Here is a 14766-nt window from a genome sequence, read left to right as displayed (position 1 = left end):
ATGCGGTTCGTACGGTCGGAGGCCACGCCGCCGTTGTCAGCTGTCGCTGAACGCGGACCGCTGTCGCGGGGCGCCCACCTCTTCGTCGGCAGGGACGTTTGGCCGCCGGGAGTCGAGGTACCCGCCTGTCCACGATGAAGGGAGCACGATGAGCACCGAACGCAAGATCGACGCCACCGCCGACGACGTCAAGGGCAAGGTCAAGGAGGGCGTCGGCAAGGCCACCGACGACGACAACATGACTGCCGAGGGCAAGGGCGATCAGGCCAAGGGCAAGGTCAAGCAGGCCGTGGAGGACGTCAAGGACGCGTTCAAGAGGGACTGACCACCGACATGGTTCGATTCGGATACACGTTGATGACCGAGCAGGCCGGGCCGCGTGAGCTCGTGCGGCACGCGGTCGCAGCGGAGCAGGCCGGCTTCGACTTCCAGGTGATGAGCGATCACTACTCGCCGTGGCTGGCCGAGCAGGGGCACGCCCCGTACGCGTGGAGCGTGCTCGGCGCGGTCGCGCAGGCGACCGAGCGGACCGAGTTGATGACCTACGTGACCTGTCCGACCATCCGGTACCACCCGGCCGTCGTGGCTCAGAAGGCGGCCACGGTGCAGTTGCTCTCGGAGGGCCGGTTCACGCTGGGGCTCGGCGCTGGGGAGAACCTCAACGAGCACATCACCGGCGGCGGGTGGCCGCCGGTCAACGTGCGGCACGAGATGCTCGGCGAGGCTGTGGAGATCATTTCCCGGCTGTTCAACGGCGGCCAGGTGGACTTCGTCGGCAGGCACTATCGAGTCGACTCGGCGAAATTGTGGGACCTGCCCGCGCAGCGGGTTCCGTTGGCCCTGGCGGTTTCCGGGCACCAGTCCGTGGAACTGTTCGCACCGGCGGCCGACGCGATGGTCGCCGTCGACCCTGACGCCGACCTCGTGGCCCAGTGGCGGCGGACCGCGCCGGACACCGACCGCTTCATCGGGCAGATCCCGGTCTGCTTCGACCGATCCGAGGCGGCCGCGGTGGCCAGGGCACACGAACAGTTCCGCTGGTTCGGCGGCGGCTGGAAGGTCAACTCCGAGCTGCCCGGCCCGGCCGGGTTCGCCGGCGCGACCCAGTTCGTCCGGCCTGAGGACGTGGCCGAGTCCATCCCCTGCGGGCCTGACGTGCACCGCATGGTCGAGGCCGTCGCGGCCTACTGGAAAGCCGGCTTCACCCATATCGCCCTGGTCCAGATCGGCGGCGATCGCCAGGAGGACTTCTTCGACTTCGCCCGGTCCGAGCTGCTGCCCGCGCTACGCAAGGCATCGGCCTGAGGCCGTGGCCGGAAAGGACGTGCCTGCCAGAGATGGCCTTGTACCACAGCGAGGACGATGAAGCCGTTGCCGCTGGGCCGTGTCGCGTTGGTGATCCGCACCGACTTCTCCGACCAACAGACGTGGGACACGATCGGAGCGGCCATCGTGCAGCCCACGGAGGAGGGCTTCATCGCCCACGTCGAGTTCGTGGACGACAGCGCCTACCGTGGCCTGACCACGAAGCAACTGCTCGATCTCCTCCCCGAAGACGACACGTCATGCCCGGCGTCGACCAGCCGGTGGACGAGCACGGCGCCCATTCGGCCCGTCCCGATCCACCCGATGCGTAACGGGGGTGTGCTCATGTCTCTCCCGTGGTCGTACGCGTGAGGCCGCCGAGATAGAGCCGCGCGACCTCGGGATTGGCCAGCAGGCTGGCGCCGCTGTCGACGAGTCGGACCACACCGGTCTCCAGCACGGCTCCGACATCGGACGCCGCGAGGCCGCTGCGGGCGTTCTGTTCCACCAGCAGCACGGCGACACCCCGGTCGGCCAGGCCGCGGATGCTGCCGAAGACCTGCTGACGGGACCTGGGATCCAGACCGATGGACGGCTCGTCCAGCAACACCAGGCTCGGGTCGAGCACCAGGGTGCGGGCCAGCTCGACCTGCTTCTGCTCGCCGCCGGACAGGGATCCGGCATCATCGCGCGCGCGCCGCACACAGACCGGGAACGCCTCGGCCACGTGCTCGACCCGTTCCCGGAGTCGCTTGCGATCCCTGATCGTGTAGCCACCCATCAGCAGGTTGTCCCAGACGGTCATGGCCGGGAACAGGCTGCGTTCCTGCGGCACGTGCACGATGCCGCGATCGAGCCGCTGACGGGGGCTGAGCCGGTCGATCATTTCGTCGCGGAAGACGACGCTGCCCCTGCTCGGACGGAGCAAACCGCTGACGCAGCGCAGAACGGTGCTCTTGCCGGCGCCGTTCGGGCCGATCAGGCACGTCACGGTGGCGGGTCGCACGTCGAGATCGACCCCCTTGAGGATGTCGCCCGCGCCGTAACCGGCGACCACCGAACGCAGCGTGAGAATCGGATCGACCATCACGCCCCCAGGTACGCGTCGAGGACCGCAGGGTGCTCCCGTACGGCGTCGGGAGGCCCGGTGAAGATCTCGCGGCCCTGGTCGAGGACGACAACCGGGTCGCACAGCCGCATGACGACGTTCATGTCGTGCTCGACGATGAGGAAGGTGATGCCGGCCGCGTGCAGGCGGCGGATGTGGTGTTCCATCGTCTCGATCAGGACGGGGTTGACGCCGGCGGTCGGCTCGTCCAGCAGGATCAGGGTCGGCGAGCTCATCAGGACGGCCGCGAACTCGAGCAGCTTTCGCTGCCCGTAGGACAGTTCGGCCGCCGGCAGGTCCGCGACGCGGCCGAGGCGGAACTCGTCGATCAGCTCGGTCGCTCGCTGTCGGTCCCGGCGGTTCACGCGGCGGCCGAACAGCTGCGCCAGTCCGAAGCCGCCGGCGACGACGAGATTCTCCTCGACAGTGAGCTGGCTGAACACCCTGGCCTGCTGGTACGTCCGCGACAGGCCACGCCGGTACAGCGCGGCCGGGCGGGCGGTGGTGACGTCGTGACCGTCGAAGCGAACGCGGCCGGTGTCGGCGCGCAGATTTCCGGTGATGACGTTGAACAGTGTGGTCTTGCCGGAGCCGTTGGGCCCGATCAGCGCCGTGATCGAGTTCCGCTCGACGGTCAGCGACGCGTTCACCAGCGCCGGCACGGAGCCGAAGCTGCGCGAGACGCCGTCCACCTCCAGCAACGGTGTCACAGCGGACCGTCCCCCGCCGGCAGCTGCGCGTCCACGATGCGCCGCCGCCCTCGCCGCCACAGCCGATCCCGAACGGACGGCAGGATTCCGCGTGGCATCACGAGAATCACGACCAGGAAGACCAGCGCGTACGCGATGAGATAGAACCGGCTGCCGCCGAGGCTGTACGCGAAGTACTGCTGGGCCAGCTCCAGGATGAACGCGCCGAGCACAGGTCCCCACAGTGTCGCCCGGCCGCCGAGGAACGTCATCAGCACCATCGCGACGCTGATCAACGGGTCGAACGCGAACTGCGGATAGATGAACCCCTCGTAGTACGCCCAGATCCCGCCGATCATCGCGGTCAGACCGACGCTGACGCAGAACGCCAGCAACTTGACCGTCTGCACCCGCACGCCGATGCCGGCGGCCTTGTCCTCGTCCATGCGAACGGCCGCCAGCGACAGGCCGACCTTGGACCTCATCGTCGCCCACGTCAGTCCCATCGACACGGCCAACAGCACAACAAGCGCGTCGTAGAAGGGAATCTCGTAACTGTCGGCGGGAAACGGCGCCGGCACGATCGAGGCCCCCTGCGCGCCGCCGGTGATGTCGCGCAGGTTGAACGCCAGGGTCTGGCCGACGAACAGCAGCGTGATGGTGACGATCGCGAACACGTCGGCCCGGGTGCGCATCGCGATCGCGGCGATGGGCAGGCCGACCAGCGCCACGCCGAGCCCGATCGCCGGCAGCAGGAGGAACGGCTCGTAGCCGGAGCTGATGTCGTGGTGCTGGAACCACAACACCACCGCGTAGGCGCCGATGCCGAAGAAAGCGACGTGCCCGAGCGAGGGGTAACCGGTGAATCCGCCGAGCAGATTCCACGCGCTGGCCATGACGGCGAACATCAGCGTGAACACCAGCATCGTGAGTAGCCAGTGCGCGAGACCGAAAGTGGGCGCCACGGCCAGCACCAGGAAGAACACCGCGGCGCGGACCGGTCCGACGCCGCGCCGCATCCTCACAGCGCCCCTCGGGCGGCCGTGCCGAACAGGCCGCGCGGCCGGATCAGCAGCACCGACAGCAGCACGACGAAGAAGGTCATCGGGGCCCAGATCGGCGAGAAGGCCGACGCGACGACCGCCGTGGACACCGAGATGACCAGCGATCCGACGACCGCGCCGCCGATGCTGCCCAGACCGCCGAGCACCACGATGGACAGCAGCTGGGAGATCAGGTCGTAGTGGCTGCCGGAGTTGAACGGGTACAGCAGGCCGTACACGGAGCCGGCGGCGGCCGCGGTCGCGGCGCCGAGCCCGAAGCCGATCGCGGCGATCCGGTCGGCGTCGACACCGAGCAGCCGCGCCGACTCCGGATTCTGCACGCTGGCCCGCACCGCGCGACCGAACCGGGTCCGCCTGAGCAGCACGTGCAGAAGTCCCAGTGCGACAAGCGAAAGCAGGAACGCCCACAGTCGCACCAGCGAGATCTGGTAGCCGAGCACGGTCCAGCTCGCATTCACGTAGCCGGTGTTGATGCTGCGGTCCGAGGTGCTCCACAGGACGCTCATCACGCCCTCCAGCAGCAGCGCGACCGCGAACGTCACCAGCACGCTCAGCTGGGTCCGGTCGTCCTGGTGCAGTGGGCGCAGGAAGATCAGCTGCACCGCGACGCCGACCGTGAACATGACCGCCGTGGTCGCCGGGATCGCGAGGAACGGATCGACGCCGAACGACGTGAACAGCTGGTAGGACAGGTAGGCGCCGAGAATGACCATCGCACCCTGCGCCATGTTGACCACGCGCATGATGCCGAAGATCAGGGTCTGCCCGGACGCCATCAGCGCGTACACGCCCGCGGTGAGCACACCGAGGATGACGCCCTGGACCACAGCGTGCACCGCCTCACCCGCCCCAGGCCGGTTTGGGCGCCTCCGGCGAGGCCTGCGCGACCGACGCGGGGAACACCGGCAGCAGCTTGCCCTTCTGCCACTGCACCAGGTTGAACTCGCCGCTCGGCGCGCCGTTGGCCGACCACGACAGAGTGCCGAGCAGGGTCGGCCAGCTGCCGGCGTGCAGCGAGCTGATGATCGTCTTGTTGTCGATCTTGTTCGTCCGGGCGGCGACGGCGGAGATCACCTGGCCGACCGCGTACGCCTCGGCGCTGCTATCGTCGATGCTCTGCGCGGTGCCGCCGTACTTCTTGATGTACGCGGCGGTGAAGTCGGCGCTGCCGGGCGCCTTGGAGCCGGGGAACCAGTCCGCGGGCGACAGGATGCCCTCGGTGTTGCCGGCGCCGACCTTGTCCGGGAACTCCATCGGCGAGTTGGCCCCGTTGGACTGGAACAGGACGCTGGGGCTGAACTTCAACTGCACCAGGCTCTTCACCTGCGAGTACGCGTCCTCGTTCTGGGTGCCGGCGATGATTGCGTCCGGGCGCAGCGCGGCGATCGCGCCCATCATCGGCGACAGGTCCATCGTCTCCGACGGGTACACCTGCTTGTAGACGGTGCGCACGCCGGCGGCCTCGAGCTTCTGCCGGACGTTCTCGGCCAGCGGCGCGGCGAACGGGTCGTCCAGCTCGGCGTACGCGGCGGTCTTGGGACGCCGGTCGGCGGGCAGGCTCAGCACGTAGTTGACGAACACGTCGCCGGACTGCACGGTCGGCGCCGGCTGCACGAAGAAGTAGTTGTCCAGGTTCTGCTCGAACATCTTCGGCCCGCCGCCGGCCGGTGCCAGGAAGGCGTAGCCGTAGCGCTTGGCCACCTGGGACGCCGGGATCGTGAGCAGCGTCGAGAACGGTCCGAAGGTGAGGTCCACCCGGTCCTTGTTGATCAGGTTCTGGTAGTTGGTCACGACCTGCGTCGGACTGGACGCGTCGTCGACGATCTTCAGCTGCACCGCGCGGCCGAGGATCCCGCCGGCGGCGTTGACCGTGTCCGCCCACAGCTGGTACCCGCGCTGCACAGCCTTGCCGGAGTCGGAGAAGTCGCCGGTCAGCGAGACCGACGCGCCGATCACCAGCGGCGCCCCCGCGTCACCGGAGGCCGAGCCGCCGGGCGAGGAACATCCCGTAGTCAGGAGAAGCGCGGCCGTCACGACCGCGACCGTGCCGTTGCGCTTGCTCATCGTCCGCCCTCCCCGGGCATCGGAGGCACGCCATCAAGCCCACAATCGATTGTGGGAAGCGTCCACCCGACCACGGGTCGTGTCAAGACGTGTACGGAGCAAATCCTTTGTTCACAAGGAACAACGTCGCCAATCGGCCGACGCAATCGATTGTGCCTGGTGACGGGGTTATCCTACCGATGTGAACAGGGTTCGCCTGGTCGACGTCGCCAGGGAGGCCGGTGTGCATCCTGGCACGGCGTCTCGCGCGCTCAACCCGAACGCGCGCGGCGAGGTGAGCCGGCAGACGGTCCGACGGGTCGAGCGGGCCGCGCACCTTCTCGGCTACCTTCCCAACACTGTCGCGCGAGGGTTGCGGACGTCTCGATCGCTTGTTGTCGCACTGGTCGTCCCGGACATCACCAACCCGCTGTTCCCGTACATCGTCCGCGGCGCTGAGCAGGTGCTCGTGGAGGCCGGCTACACCCTGGTACTCACCGACACCAACAACGATCCCGGCCGTGAGCGTTCACAGGTCGCCGCGATGCGGGCTGGCGGCGTCGACGGGTTCATCGTCGCGACCGCTCGGTGGCAGGACCCGGTGCTCGACGAGCTGGCCGCCGCCGCGGTGCCAACCGTGCTCGTCAACCGCCGCAATCAGAGCTGCTCGTTCCCGTACTTCGGCACCGACGACCGGCACGGCATCGACCTGTGCGTCGATCACCTGAAACAGCTCGGCCACCGGTCGATCCTGCACCTCGCGGGCCCCGCCGACACGTCGACCGGCCGCGAACGGGCGAGCGCATTCCGGCAGGCCATGCGGGCGCGGCGGTTGCCGACTGCGCGCGCGGTCGTCAACTGCTCGTCGTTCACCGAGCAGGCTGGCGCCGCCGCCGTCAACACCGTGCTGGCGCAAGGCTTTTCCTTCACGGCTATTGTCGCCGGCAACGACCTGCTCGCCATCGGCGCGCTGGAGGCCCTGACGGCACGGGGCATCGAATGCCCGCGTGACGTCTCGATCACCGGCTACAACGACGTCGACTTCATGCGCAGGCTGACACCGGCGTTCACCACCGTCCGGGTGCCACTGAACAAGATGGGTGCGCTGGCGGCCCGCACGCTGCTCGGCTGGCTAGGCGGCACCGAACCCGAACTGGGCGCCAAGGTTCTGCTGCCGGTGGAGTTCATGCACCGTGGAACGACTGCTCGGGCCGCAAGGTGATCCGGGACAAGCGACTTCGGCGTGCGATCCCGGCGGACGAAGGACGGCACGCGCGATCCGCGCGGGGCCGCTTTGTGCGCCAAGCGCGATGGGGTCGTCGAGTCTGTGGACCCGTGCCACGTGAAGGTCAGTGGAACGGCTGCGCCCCAACGCGACCAGGGTCGACGCGATCACGAGCGCCGGCGGACCGTGTGGGGCTCGAAAAGTCGTCGCTGCACCTCAGGCCACATCTCGGCACTCGTTGACGACTCCGGCGAAGACTCAGGTCCGCAAAGGCCCGCAGGCCTTGAACTTGCGCACGGTCCAGCGTTGCTGCCGGTCATCGAGTGGTCGCCGGTTGCAGGAGCGAGACAGGAGCGACGTGCCTACCTCAACAGCGTGAATCCCCCATCATCCGACGGCAGCGAACCCACAGCACGCAGCAGATTCTCCGCTTCCGCAGGTCAGAGCACCGTTCGGGCGGCAACTGGGGGTCAAGGGGACGTGGTCACGGACTCCCGCAACGACCCCGGCTCCGTCCCACCAGCCACCGGCATTTACATTCTGCGCAGTTGACCCTTTGCAACTGCTTGAGAGCCGACGCTCGGCCCCGGACCGTCGACGGAGGCCGACCACGGAAGCGCCACGGCCGGCGTCAATCAGCCTCGGCTCAGCCCCGCGCCTTCCGCGCCGGCACGCCGCCCGGTCACCGTGCGGAGGTCTTCGAGGAGTTCGATCTGTCCGGACAGCACACCGGTCAGGATCGACCGGGCCACCGCGAGCAGCTCGGCCACCTCCGGACTGGTCAGCGAGTAGTAGACGTTCGAGCCTTCTTTGCGGGTCACCACGAGGCCTGCCCGCCGCAGCACCGCCAGCTGCTGGGAGAGGTTGGCCGCCTCTATGCCGACCTCGTGCAACATCTCGCCCACCGCGTGCTCGCGCTGGCTGAGCAGCTCCAGCACCCGGATCCGCGCCGGATGCCCCAACGTCTTGAAGAACTCGGCCTTCAGCTGGTACAGCGGCCTGCTCACGCGGACCACCCCGCCCTCGTCGTCACGCCGCGGCCCTTCCTCGACCCACGGCCGAAGGACCGAACACATCTGCTCCCGACGAGATCCACAGTTGCAGAGCTTAGCAAGGCGTAACCGAATTGCCGGTGTTACGCGGGCCGCCGGGCCGCAGCGGTGAATTCGGATTCTCCGGCCGCCGGTCCCGGCCCGCGCAGTGCCACTCATCTTCGGCTTCCCTTCAGTCAGCCCGCGACCCGCCCCGCTCGACCAGGCCACCGTCGTCCCGTTCCGGCGACCGGAGAACCACCGAGAACCGCGCCCGCGGCACGGCGTGCCCGTCCCGCACTCGACCCGGCCAGGGAGGCGCTTCTCGAATGGTTCTGGCACATTGTCGACAACGTGCCAGAACCATCGCCCGCGCGGCGGCCACACCCGCACGGACCAGAGAATGCCGAATCGCCGGTCGAATCGTCGGCGCGGAATTCAGCGCCCGCGACGCCGTCGGCCGCCTACACGTACAGGTCGGCCTCGACGCGCTTGAGTTGGTGCCTGGCCAGGGCCAGGTTCGAGTTCTCCCGCTCCAGCACCAGGTACAGGAACAGCGAGCTCTTCGCCTTCACGGAGTCGATCAGCCTAATCAGGTGGTACTGACGGTGAAGCGTGATGAGAATGTCCTCGATGGTGTCCTTGAGCGACAGCGCGCCCATCACCCGAAGCTTGGACCTGACGACCTCGGTGTTGCCGGCCGCCGCGAGCTCGAGGTTCAGCCAGTCACCGCCACCGCTGGTGCCGAGCGACATCCCGCTCTCGTAGTCCACCAACGCGACACCCACAGCGCCGGCGATGGACATGCATTCCTTCAACGCCGTATCGATGTTCACAACGCGTCCCTTCCTCACATCAACTGACGAACGAGGACGCGCCGCCTGACACGCGCGCCTCGACCTCGTACTGACCCAACTGCACAGGACAAGCGTCCGTACCGCACCGTCCACTCCGGACAGTCGGCGGCGACTGGGAAAGCCCGGCCCCGCGCCGACACCACATCGCGGAGGCCGCGTTCGACGAACGCGGGCGCAGTTCGAACTTCATTGCGCCACCTTTCACCGACACCATCCGGACATGGCCGCGCCTTACATGGCCGCGCCTTCACTCCACACGTCACCGACTTGATCACCGCAACGACCGTCGCACACCGGCGACAACAGCCCGGCGAACACTTCCCAATAATCCCGATATCGTCGCCATTCGTCATCGGGAGAGTCGCCGGCAACGTTACTTCCCCTTCGCCGGCCACACTATCGAGTGAACCATTCCGAAAGGGAGCACAAAGCCCGCGCGCACACATTCAAGTGAGCGCCGGACGCGCAGAATCGGCGAAACAAACAAAGAAGGCGTCGCCAAACAGAGCCGCAACACCCGAACGGGGCGGGCAGCCCGTTTTGCGCCGTCGCCCGCTCGGCGACAGCCCAGAAACAACCGATTCTTCCGCTCGATCAACGGTGCGCCGTCGACGGATCCGATGCCGTCCCGCGACACGGCCGCCGATTCGCCCGGCCCTCCACCTCCTTACCCTCGGCGGCGCGCGGGCACCGCCGAGGCCGTCGCCCGAACGCCTTCCGACTTAAAGAACTTTGCAACTGCTTAGTTGCGCGAAACCTAGCACAGCCGTCGAGACCCGTCGATGTGCCGAGCGCCGCCGGAGAAGCGCCCAAGCCACGCGAAAGAAACCGGTTCCCGGCGCACTGCCAGCTGATTTCCACGTACGCGAAGGTTCGGCGGCGACACCGGCGCCGAGGGTCGCCCGCGTCGCGGCGGACGGCGCGGCAACGACCGTTTCTGCCGGCTGGACGCTCGTCGCGATCCAACCGTCATCCGTTCGAGTGAAATAGCCCGGGTTTCGACGGACGCGGACGGCAGGGACCACTTTCCGCGGGCCGAAGGAACCGACGCACCAGGAAATGTGACTCCATGCGCCCACCGGCTAGCCGAACGTGGTCGAAACTCCCACGCACGGCTTCGGTCGCGAACTGACAGATTCAGAGACGGCGAGGGTCAGCGTGTCGCGAGCAACGCCGTGTGGACCACGGGGCGGGAAGCCGGGTTTGTCCATCGAGCCATCCCGTCGAGTTCCTCAGTCGTCCCGCCGACGGGCGTGCGGATTGGTCAGGACGAGGGCATCGGCACGCCAGCAGCGACGAAGCCACTTTCAGGACAGTGAAAGCTTGGGAGGACTGATCGAGCGCCGATCGCTGCGGGAGCGGGCACGTACCACTTGGATAGCTCACGTGGCTCCATGCAGATTGGTGCCCTGTGGCATCCACCGACTGGAGGTGACGCGAGGTGACAACCTACGTCCGCCCGAAGCGCTGGACCGGACCCGTCCGCGCGCGGAACGACCCCGAGCAGTACAACGACCTGGCCGACCAGTGGTGGAAACCCAACGGACCCATGGCCGGTCTGCACTGGTTGGCTGCCGCCCGCGCGGATCTGTTGCCGCCGGCCGATCGCCCGCGGGCACTCCTGGTCGATCTTGCCTGCGGCGCCGGACTTCTCGCCCCGCACCTCGTGGACAAGGGCTACCTTCATCTGGGTTTCGACCTCTCGGCCCCCGCCCTCGCCCAGGCGGCCCAGCATGGGGTGTGCGCGGTTCGCGCGGACGTGCTGCGGATTCCGCTGCCGGACTCGTGCGCCGATGTCGTGGTGGCCGGCGAGATCCTCGAACACCTTCCCGACCTCGCCGGCGCGGTCAGCGAGGGCTGCCGAATACTCCGCCCCGGAGGGTTGCTGGTCATCGACACCCTGGCAGCGACCAGGCTCTGCCGGATCCTGGCCATCACCGTGGCGGAACGGGTTCCGGGCGGAATCCCCAGGGGGATCCACGATCCGACGTTGCTGGTGGATCGCAAGGCCCTCGTGCGTGAATGCGCGAGGCACGGCGTCCAGCTGACCCTGGCCGGTCTGCGGCCTTCCGCGCTCGACCTGCTGCGCTGGCTGGCCGGCCGAGGCGAGACGGTGCGGTTGCTCAAGACATCGGCCACGGCGTTTCTGTTCCAGGCATGGGGAGTGAAGAAGCTCGACAACGGCTGAACCGCGTGGCGCGGTCCACTGCGGCGGGCGGAGTTCGCGAGAACGACGCGGCTGTCGACCGTTGCAGTGCTGGACGTACTTGGTGAATACGGTGCGCGCATGCGGTCGGTGAGTGCCGGCAGAGGCGCCGGCAACAGAGGCACGGGCTGACGCCACAGATACGTCCACCGACCTCGCACCAGGCCGTGTGACAGCGCCGGACCCAGCGCGGCGGCACGATGACCGCAGCCGACGTCAGTTCGGCTCTTCGTGCCGAAAACTACGTCCATGCAGTTCAAAGCATATGGCGACCCCTCCGCGACATCGCCATCGGTGTGCTGAAAACCCTCGGAGCCGACAACATCGCCAGAGCCACCCGGGCCATCCGCGACGAGCCAGGGCGAGCACTCCCCGTCTTGGGCATCACCAACGATCCGGGCACCCAAGGCACTTGATCAAGCTCTGCCCTGCCCGGTCTGTGCCAGCGCCGCCGACGCCTGCTCTGCCGGCGACAGGTTTGGTCCCGACAGTCAGCAACATGTCGGCGAATGGGCAGTGACCCGCCACCAGCCAGCAGGATCCTCGTCGCCCGGTGCGCTGCTGCCGAACCGACGCCGAAGCCGGGCACGCCTGACTGCTTGACCGATCGGTCAGCGCGACCGTACGGTGACAGACCTGACCGATCGGTCAGGAGGGTGGGACGGGAAGGTTGTGGTGGGGGAATGAAGACGATGCGAGCAGCGGTGGTATTCACCTCCGGCGGCCCGGAGGTGGTGCGGGTGGAGGAGATCGACCGCCCCGCCCCGGGCAGCGGTGAGGTGTTGCTGGAGGTGCATGCCGCGGGGGTGAATCCCTCCGATCTGCGGGGCCGCAGCGGGTTCGCGGATCTGCCGCCGGAGTACCGGCCCCCGATTGCGCGCCCGTCGATTTCCGGCGCGGACGTCTGCGGCGAGGTCGTTGCCGTGGGTGCGGACGTCGCCGAGTTCTCCGTGGGGGACCAGGTCTACGGCCTGGTGCGCTTTCCGCCCTTCGACGGTCGCGGCCACGGCCGCACCCACGCGGAGTACGTGAACGCGCCGGTCGCCGACCTGGCACCGAAACCGCAACGGCTCAGCCATGTCGAGGCAGCAGCCGTGCCGATGGCGGCGCTCACCGCCTGGCAGCAGATCCACCGTCATGACGCGGTGCAGCCGGGCCAGCGTGTGCTTGTCGTCGGCGCAGCGGGCGGAGTCGGCCACTTTGCGGTGCAGCTGGCGCGGCTGCGGGGCGCGGAAGTCGTCGCGGTCGCGTCCGGGCGACACGAAAAGTTCCTACGTGACTTGGGAGTCAAGACTTTCGTCGACTACACCACCGGGGATCCGGTCGCGGCTGCGGGCACAGTGGACGTGCTGATCGACTGTGTCGGCAGCATCGGGGGACTCGAAGCGGGACGGTGGTTGCCGGCCCTGGTCGACGGCGGCCGTGTGGTTCCCATCACCCTTGCGTTCTATCCGCCCGGAGAACTTTCGCGGCGCGGTATCGCGAAAGCCGGCGGGCAGGTGCAGTCCAGCGGGGCGGACCTGCGTGAGCTGAACAAACTGTTCGACGCCGGCACGCTCACGGTCGCCATCGATAGTGTCTACCCGCTGGAAGACGCCCGCGGTGCGCATGAGCGCGGGGAACGCGGGCACCTCCAGGGCAAGATCGTCCTGACGATGTCGGCGGGCCCGCGGTGACTCCGCGCCGTCGCGACGAGCTCCTCGCTGCCGCCCGTGAGCTGTTCCTGCGCAAGGGGTATGCCGCGACCTCGATCGCCGATATCGCCGCAGCCGCTGGTGCCAGCAAGGCGGCGGTGTTCTACCACTTCAAGACGAAGGAGAGTATCGCCGCCGAACTCCTGGAATCGCCGTTCACGGCCGTATCCCGGCTGATCGAGCGAGCCGAGGAACAGCGGCTGAGCCCGGCACAGATCCTCACCGACTACATCGACGGCGCAGCCGAAACAGGCGCCGTGTTCCTCGCTTTCGCGAGCGACCCCTCCACAGCGGACCTCATCCCGCAGTACGACGCCGATGCCGCGTGCCGGCGGATCATCGAGTTGCTCGCCGGTCCGGCGGCAACGCCGGCCGACCGCGTGCGCGCCCGTGCCGCCTTCGCCGTCGCTCAGACCGTCGTGCCCACATTGCAGGAGCACGCAGGCCTACTCGACGACGCCACCCGCCAAGAGATTCGCGCTGCCGCTCTGCGGGCGCTCGGTACCGGAGGAGGCTCCTGACACTCGCGGACTTCCCTCGGTGACCGATCCACCATGTCAACTCGGCGATCCCGCCGGTCTCCAGTGGACCCGGTTTCACCAGCACGGCAGGGACGGGAGAAGACGCAGCAGCAGGCGCGGGCCACCTCGTGATCATCTGGCTTGGACACCACAATGATCACGAAGCCCGCGCCTGCCTGGTTGTGCACCCCAACCGGTCACAACCGACCAGCCACACGACCCCGGAACTTGCAATCGCCCTGCAGCACACCCCACGGCGGACGCCGGGAGAAGCACCCACGTCGCGACGTCTGCGACAGGAGGTTGTAGCTCTCGAGCGTCCGGTGGTCGCTGGCCGCCCGCTACACCATTTCGAGCCTCGCCCGCTGACCACTGCCGCGTGAGTGGTTGATCGCTTTCCGTAACCAGCGCCACCGGCGCGACTACTCGCGTTTGACTAGATTGATGTAGTCGTGTTTGAGTAGTCATATGGGAGCAGTACGGCTGTTCATCCTCGGTGCGTTGCTGCGGGACGGCGCGATGCACGGGCATCAGATCCGGCGCGCGGCGCAGGTCGACCGCACGGAGCTGTGGGCCGACGTCAAACCGGGCTCGCTGTACGGCGCGCTGCGACGGATGGCGGCCGAGGGGGTGATCGAGGCGGTGCGGACCGAGCGCGTCGGCAACATGCCTGAGCGGACGGTCTACGCGATCACCGACGAGGGTCGGCGCGAGTTCGCCGTGCTGCGCCACACCATCCTGAGCGACACCGGCCTGCGGCCCGACCCGGTCGACCTGGCGCTGGCCTACGCCGAGGACCTCGACGAGCCGCAGCTGCGCGCGCTGATCGAGGACCGGCGGGCCGCGCTGACCGCCGAACTCGCGTCCTGGCAGCACCTGCACGAGCACGCGGCCCCGTACCTGCGAGGCCTGGAGCAGTGCGGGTTCGAGCACGTTGTCATCCGACTGCAGGCCGAGATCACCTGGCACGACCGTGTGCTGGCCCGGCTGGCCGACCTGAGCAACCCCGAGGAAGGGCGATGA

General features: G+C 68.1%; 15 protein-coding genes and 1 pseudogene. 8 read left to right on the top strand and 8 right to left on the bottom strand.

All coding sequences use genetic code 11. From position 1 onward, the window contains the following. The first annotated feature begins 148 nt into the window (after positions 1 to 148). The 3 genes and pseudogenes from BCF44_RS22185 to BCF44_RS59235 form a co-directional block, all read left to right on the top strand. Entirely contained in the window at positions 149 to 325 is a 177-nt protein-coding gene (locus BCF44_RS22185) for a CsbD family protein (protein ID WP_116176260.1), read from the top strand. A gap of 8 nt (positions 326 to 333) precedes the next feature. Next, positions 334 to 1305 (top strand): LLM class F420-dependent oxidoreductase, encoded by a 972-nt coding sequence (locus BCF44_RS22180; RefSeq protein WP_116176259.1) that lies wholly within the window; start codon positions 334 to 336, stop codon positions 1303 to 1305. Positions 1306 to 1362: 57 nt separating this feature from the next. After that, positions 1363 to 1551, top strand: a pseudogene (locus BCF44_RS59235) (DUF6924 domain-containing protein); the annotation flags it as partial. On the opposite strand, the gene BCF44_RS59230 reads toward BCF44_RS59235, so the two are convergent. From BCF44_RS59230 to BCF44_RS22150, 6 genes are read right to left on the bottom strand one after another with little or no spacing between them, the layout of a single operon-like run. Then, on the bottom strand, positions 1509 to 1607 hold the full coding sequence (locus BCF44_RS59230; RefSeq protein ID WP_379797685.1) for a hypothetical protein: 99 nt from the start codon (positions 1605 to 1607) through the stop codon (positions 1509 to 1511). The pseudogene BCF44_RS59235 and the gene BCF44_RS59230 sit on opposite strands and share 43 nt — an antisense overlap. 41 nt (positions 1608 to 1648) lie before the next feature. Continuing rightward, on the bottom strand, positions 1649 to 2392 hold the full coding sequence (locus BCF44_RS22170) for an ABC transporter ATP-binding protein (protein ID WP_170217674.1): 744 nt from the start codon (positions 2390 to 2392) through the stop codon (positions 1649 to 1651). After that, the gene (locus BCF44_RS22165; RefSeq protein WP_116176257.1) at positions 2392 to 3123 is read right to left on the bottom strand and encodes an ABC transporter ATP-binding protein; all 732 of its coding nucleotides are present in this window, start codon (positions 3121 to 3123) and stop codon (positions 2392 to 2394) included. The genes BCF44_RS22170 and BCF44_RS22165 overlap by 1 nt, the downstream gene beginning before the upstream one ends. Next, entirely contained in the window at positions 3120 to 4121 is a 1002-nt protein-coding gene (locus tag BCF44_RS22160; RefSeq protein WP_116176256.1) for a branched-chain amino acid ABC transporter permease, read from the bottom strand. Before BCF44_RS22160 ends, BCF44_RS22165 begins: the two co-directional genes overlap by 4 nt. Before the next feature lie 2 nt (positions 4122 to 4123). Next, positions 4124 to 5002: a branched-chain amino acid ABC transporter permease gene (locus BCF44_RS22155; RefSeq protein WP_116176255.1), complete on the bottom strand. Its 879-nt coding sequence runs from the start codon at positions 5000 to 5002 to the stop codon at positions 4124 to 4126. Positions 5003 to 5006: 4 nt separating this feature from the next. Beyond that, the gene (locus BCF44_RS22150) at positions 5007 to 6230 is read right to left on the bottom strand and encodes an amino acid ABC transporter substrate-binding protein (RefSeq protein ID WP_116176254.1); all 1224 of its coding nucleotides are present in this window, start codon (positions 6228 to 6230) and stop codon (positions 5007 to 5009) included. Between the two features lie 181 nt (positions 6231 to 6411). Here BCF44_RS22150 and BCF44_RS22145 point away from each other — a divergent pair, with 181 nt between their 5' ends. Further along, the gene (locus BCF44_RS22145; RefSeq protein ID WP_116176253.1) at positions 6412 to 7431 is read left to right on the top strand and encodes a LacI family DNA-binding transcriptional regulator; all 1020 of its coding nucleotides are present in this window, start codon (positions 6412 to 6414) and stop codon (positions 7429 to 7431) included. 638 nt (positions 7432 to 8069) lie between these two features. On the opposite strand, the gene BCF44_RS22140 is transcribed toward BCF44_RS22145, so the two are convergent. Both BCF44_RS22140 and BCF44_RS22135 read right to left on the bottom strand, forming a co-directional pair. After that, the gene (locus BCF44_RS22140; protein WP_116176463.1) at positions 8070 to 8441 is read right to left on the bottom strand and encodes an ArsR/SmtB family transcription factor; all 372 of its coding nucleotides are present in this window, start codon (positions 8439 to 8441) and stop codon (positions 8070 to 8072) included. A gap of 488 nt (positions 8442 to 8929) precedes the next feature. Beyond that, positions 8930 to 9301 (bottom strand): hypothetical protein, encoded by a 372-nt coding sequence (locus tag BCF44_RS22135; protein WP_170217673.1) that lies wholly within the window; start codon positions 9299 to 9301, stop codon positions 8930 to 8932. 1462 nt (positions 9302 to 10763) lie between these two features. Here BCF44_RS22135 and BCF44_RS22130 point away from each other — a divergent pair. From BCF44_RS22130 to BCF44_RS22110, 4 genes are all read left to right on the top strand, one after another. Next, positions 10764 to 11510: a methyltransferase domain-containing protein gene (locus BCF44_RS22130; RefSeq protein ID WP_246015397.1), complete on the top strand. Its 747-nt coding sequence runs from the start codon at positions 10764 to 10766 to the stop codon at positions 11508 to 11510. A 701-nt stretch (positions 11511 to 12211) separates the two neighbouring features. Continuing rightward, positions 12212 to 13204: an NADP-dependent oxidoreductase gene (locus tag BCF44_RS22120; protein ID WP_211353153.1), complete on the top strand. Its 993-nt coding sequence runs from the start codon at positions 12212 to 12214 to the stop codon at positions 13202 to 13204. Beyond that, a complete protein-coding gene (locus BCF44_RS22115) occupies positions 13201 to 13743 on the top strand; it encodes a TetR family transcriptional regulator (RefSeq protein WP_116176252.1) in 543 nt (180 codons plus the stop codon). Before BCF44_RS22120 ends, BCF44_RS22115 begins: the two co-directional genes overlap by 4 nt. 468 nt (positions 13744 to 14211) lie before the next feature. Then, the gene (locus BCF44_RS22110; RefSeq protein WP_116176251.1) at positions 14212 to 14766 is read left to right on the top strand and encodes a PadR family transcriptional regulator; all 555 of its coding nucleotides are present in this window, start codon (positions 14212 to 14214) and stop codon (positions 14764 to 14766) included.

Source organism: Kutzneria buriramensis, assembly GCF_003387475.1.
GTDB classification, from domain to species: Bacteria; Actinomycetota; Actinomycetes; order Mycobacteriales; family Pseudonocardiaceae; genus Kutzneria; species Kutzneria buriramensis.
The sequence above is the reverse complement of the archived record's forward strand: the minus strand, read 5'-3'. Positions and strand labels throughout refer to the sequence as shown.

Excerpts from the sequence above, each read along its gene's own strand:
- BCF44_RS22120 (WP_211353153.1), top strand. The coding sequence starts at position 12,212 with ATGAAGACGATGCGAGCAGCGGTGGTATTCACCTCCGGCGGCCCGGAG.
- BCF44_RS22110 (WP_116176251.1), top strand. The coding sequence starts at position 14,212 with ATGGGAGCAGTACGGCTGTTCATCCTCGGTGCGTTGCTGCGGGACGGC.
- BCF44_RS22185 (WP_116176260.1), top strand. The coding sequence starts at position 149 with ATGAGCACCGAACGCAAGATCGACGCCACCGCCGACGACGTCAAGGGC.
- BCF44_RS59230 (WP_379797685.1), bottom strand. The coding sequence starts at position 1,607 with ATGGGCGCCGTGCTCGTCCACCGGCTGGTCGACGCCGGGCATGACGTG.
- BCF44_RS22160 (WP_116176256.1), bottom strand. The coding sequence starts at position 4,121 with ATGCGGCGCGGCGTCGGACCGGTCCGCGCCGCGGTGTTCTTCCTGGTG.
- BCF44_RS22170 (WP_170217674.1), bottom strand. The coding sequence starts at position 2,392 with ATGGTCGATCCGATTCTCACGCTGCGTTCGGTGGTCGCCGGTTACGGC.
- BCF44_RS22180 (WP_116176259.1), top strand. The coding sequence starts at position 334 with ATGGTTCGATTCGGATACACGTTGATGACCGAGCAGGCCGGGCCGCGT.
- BCF44_RS22150 (WP_116176254.1), bottom strand. The coding sequence starts at position 6,230 with ATGAGCAAGCGCAACGGCACGGTCGCGGTCGTGACGGCCGCGCTTCTC.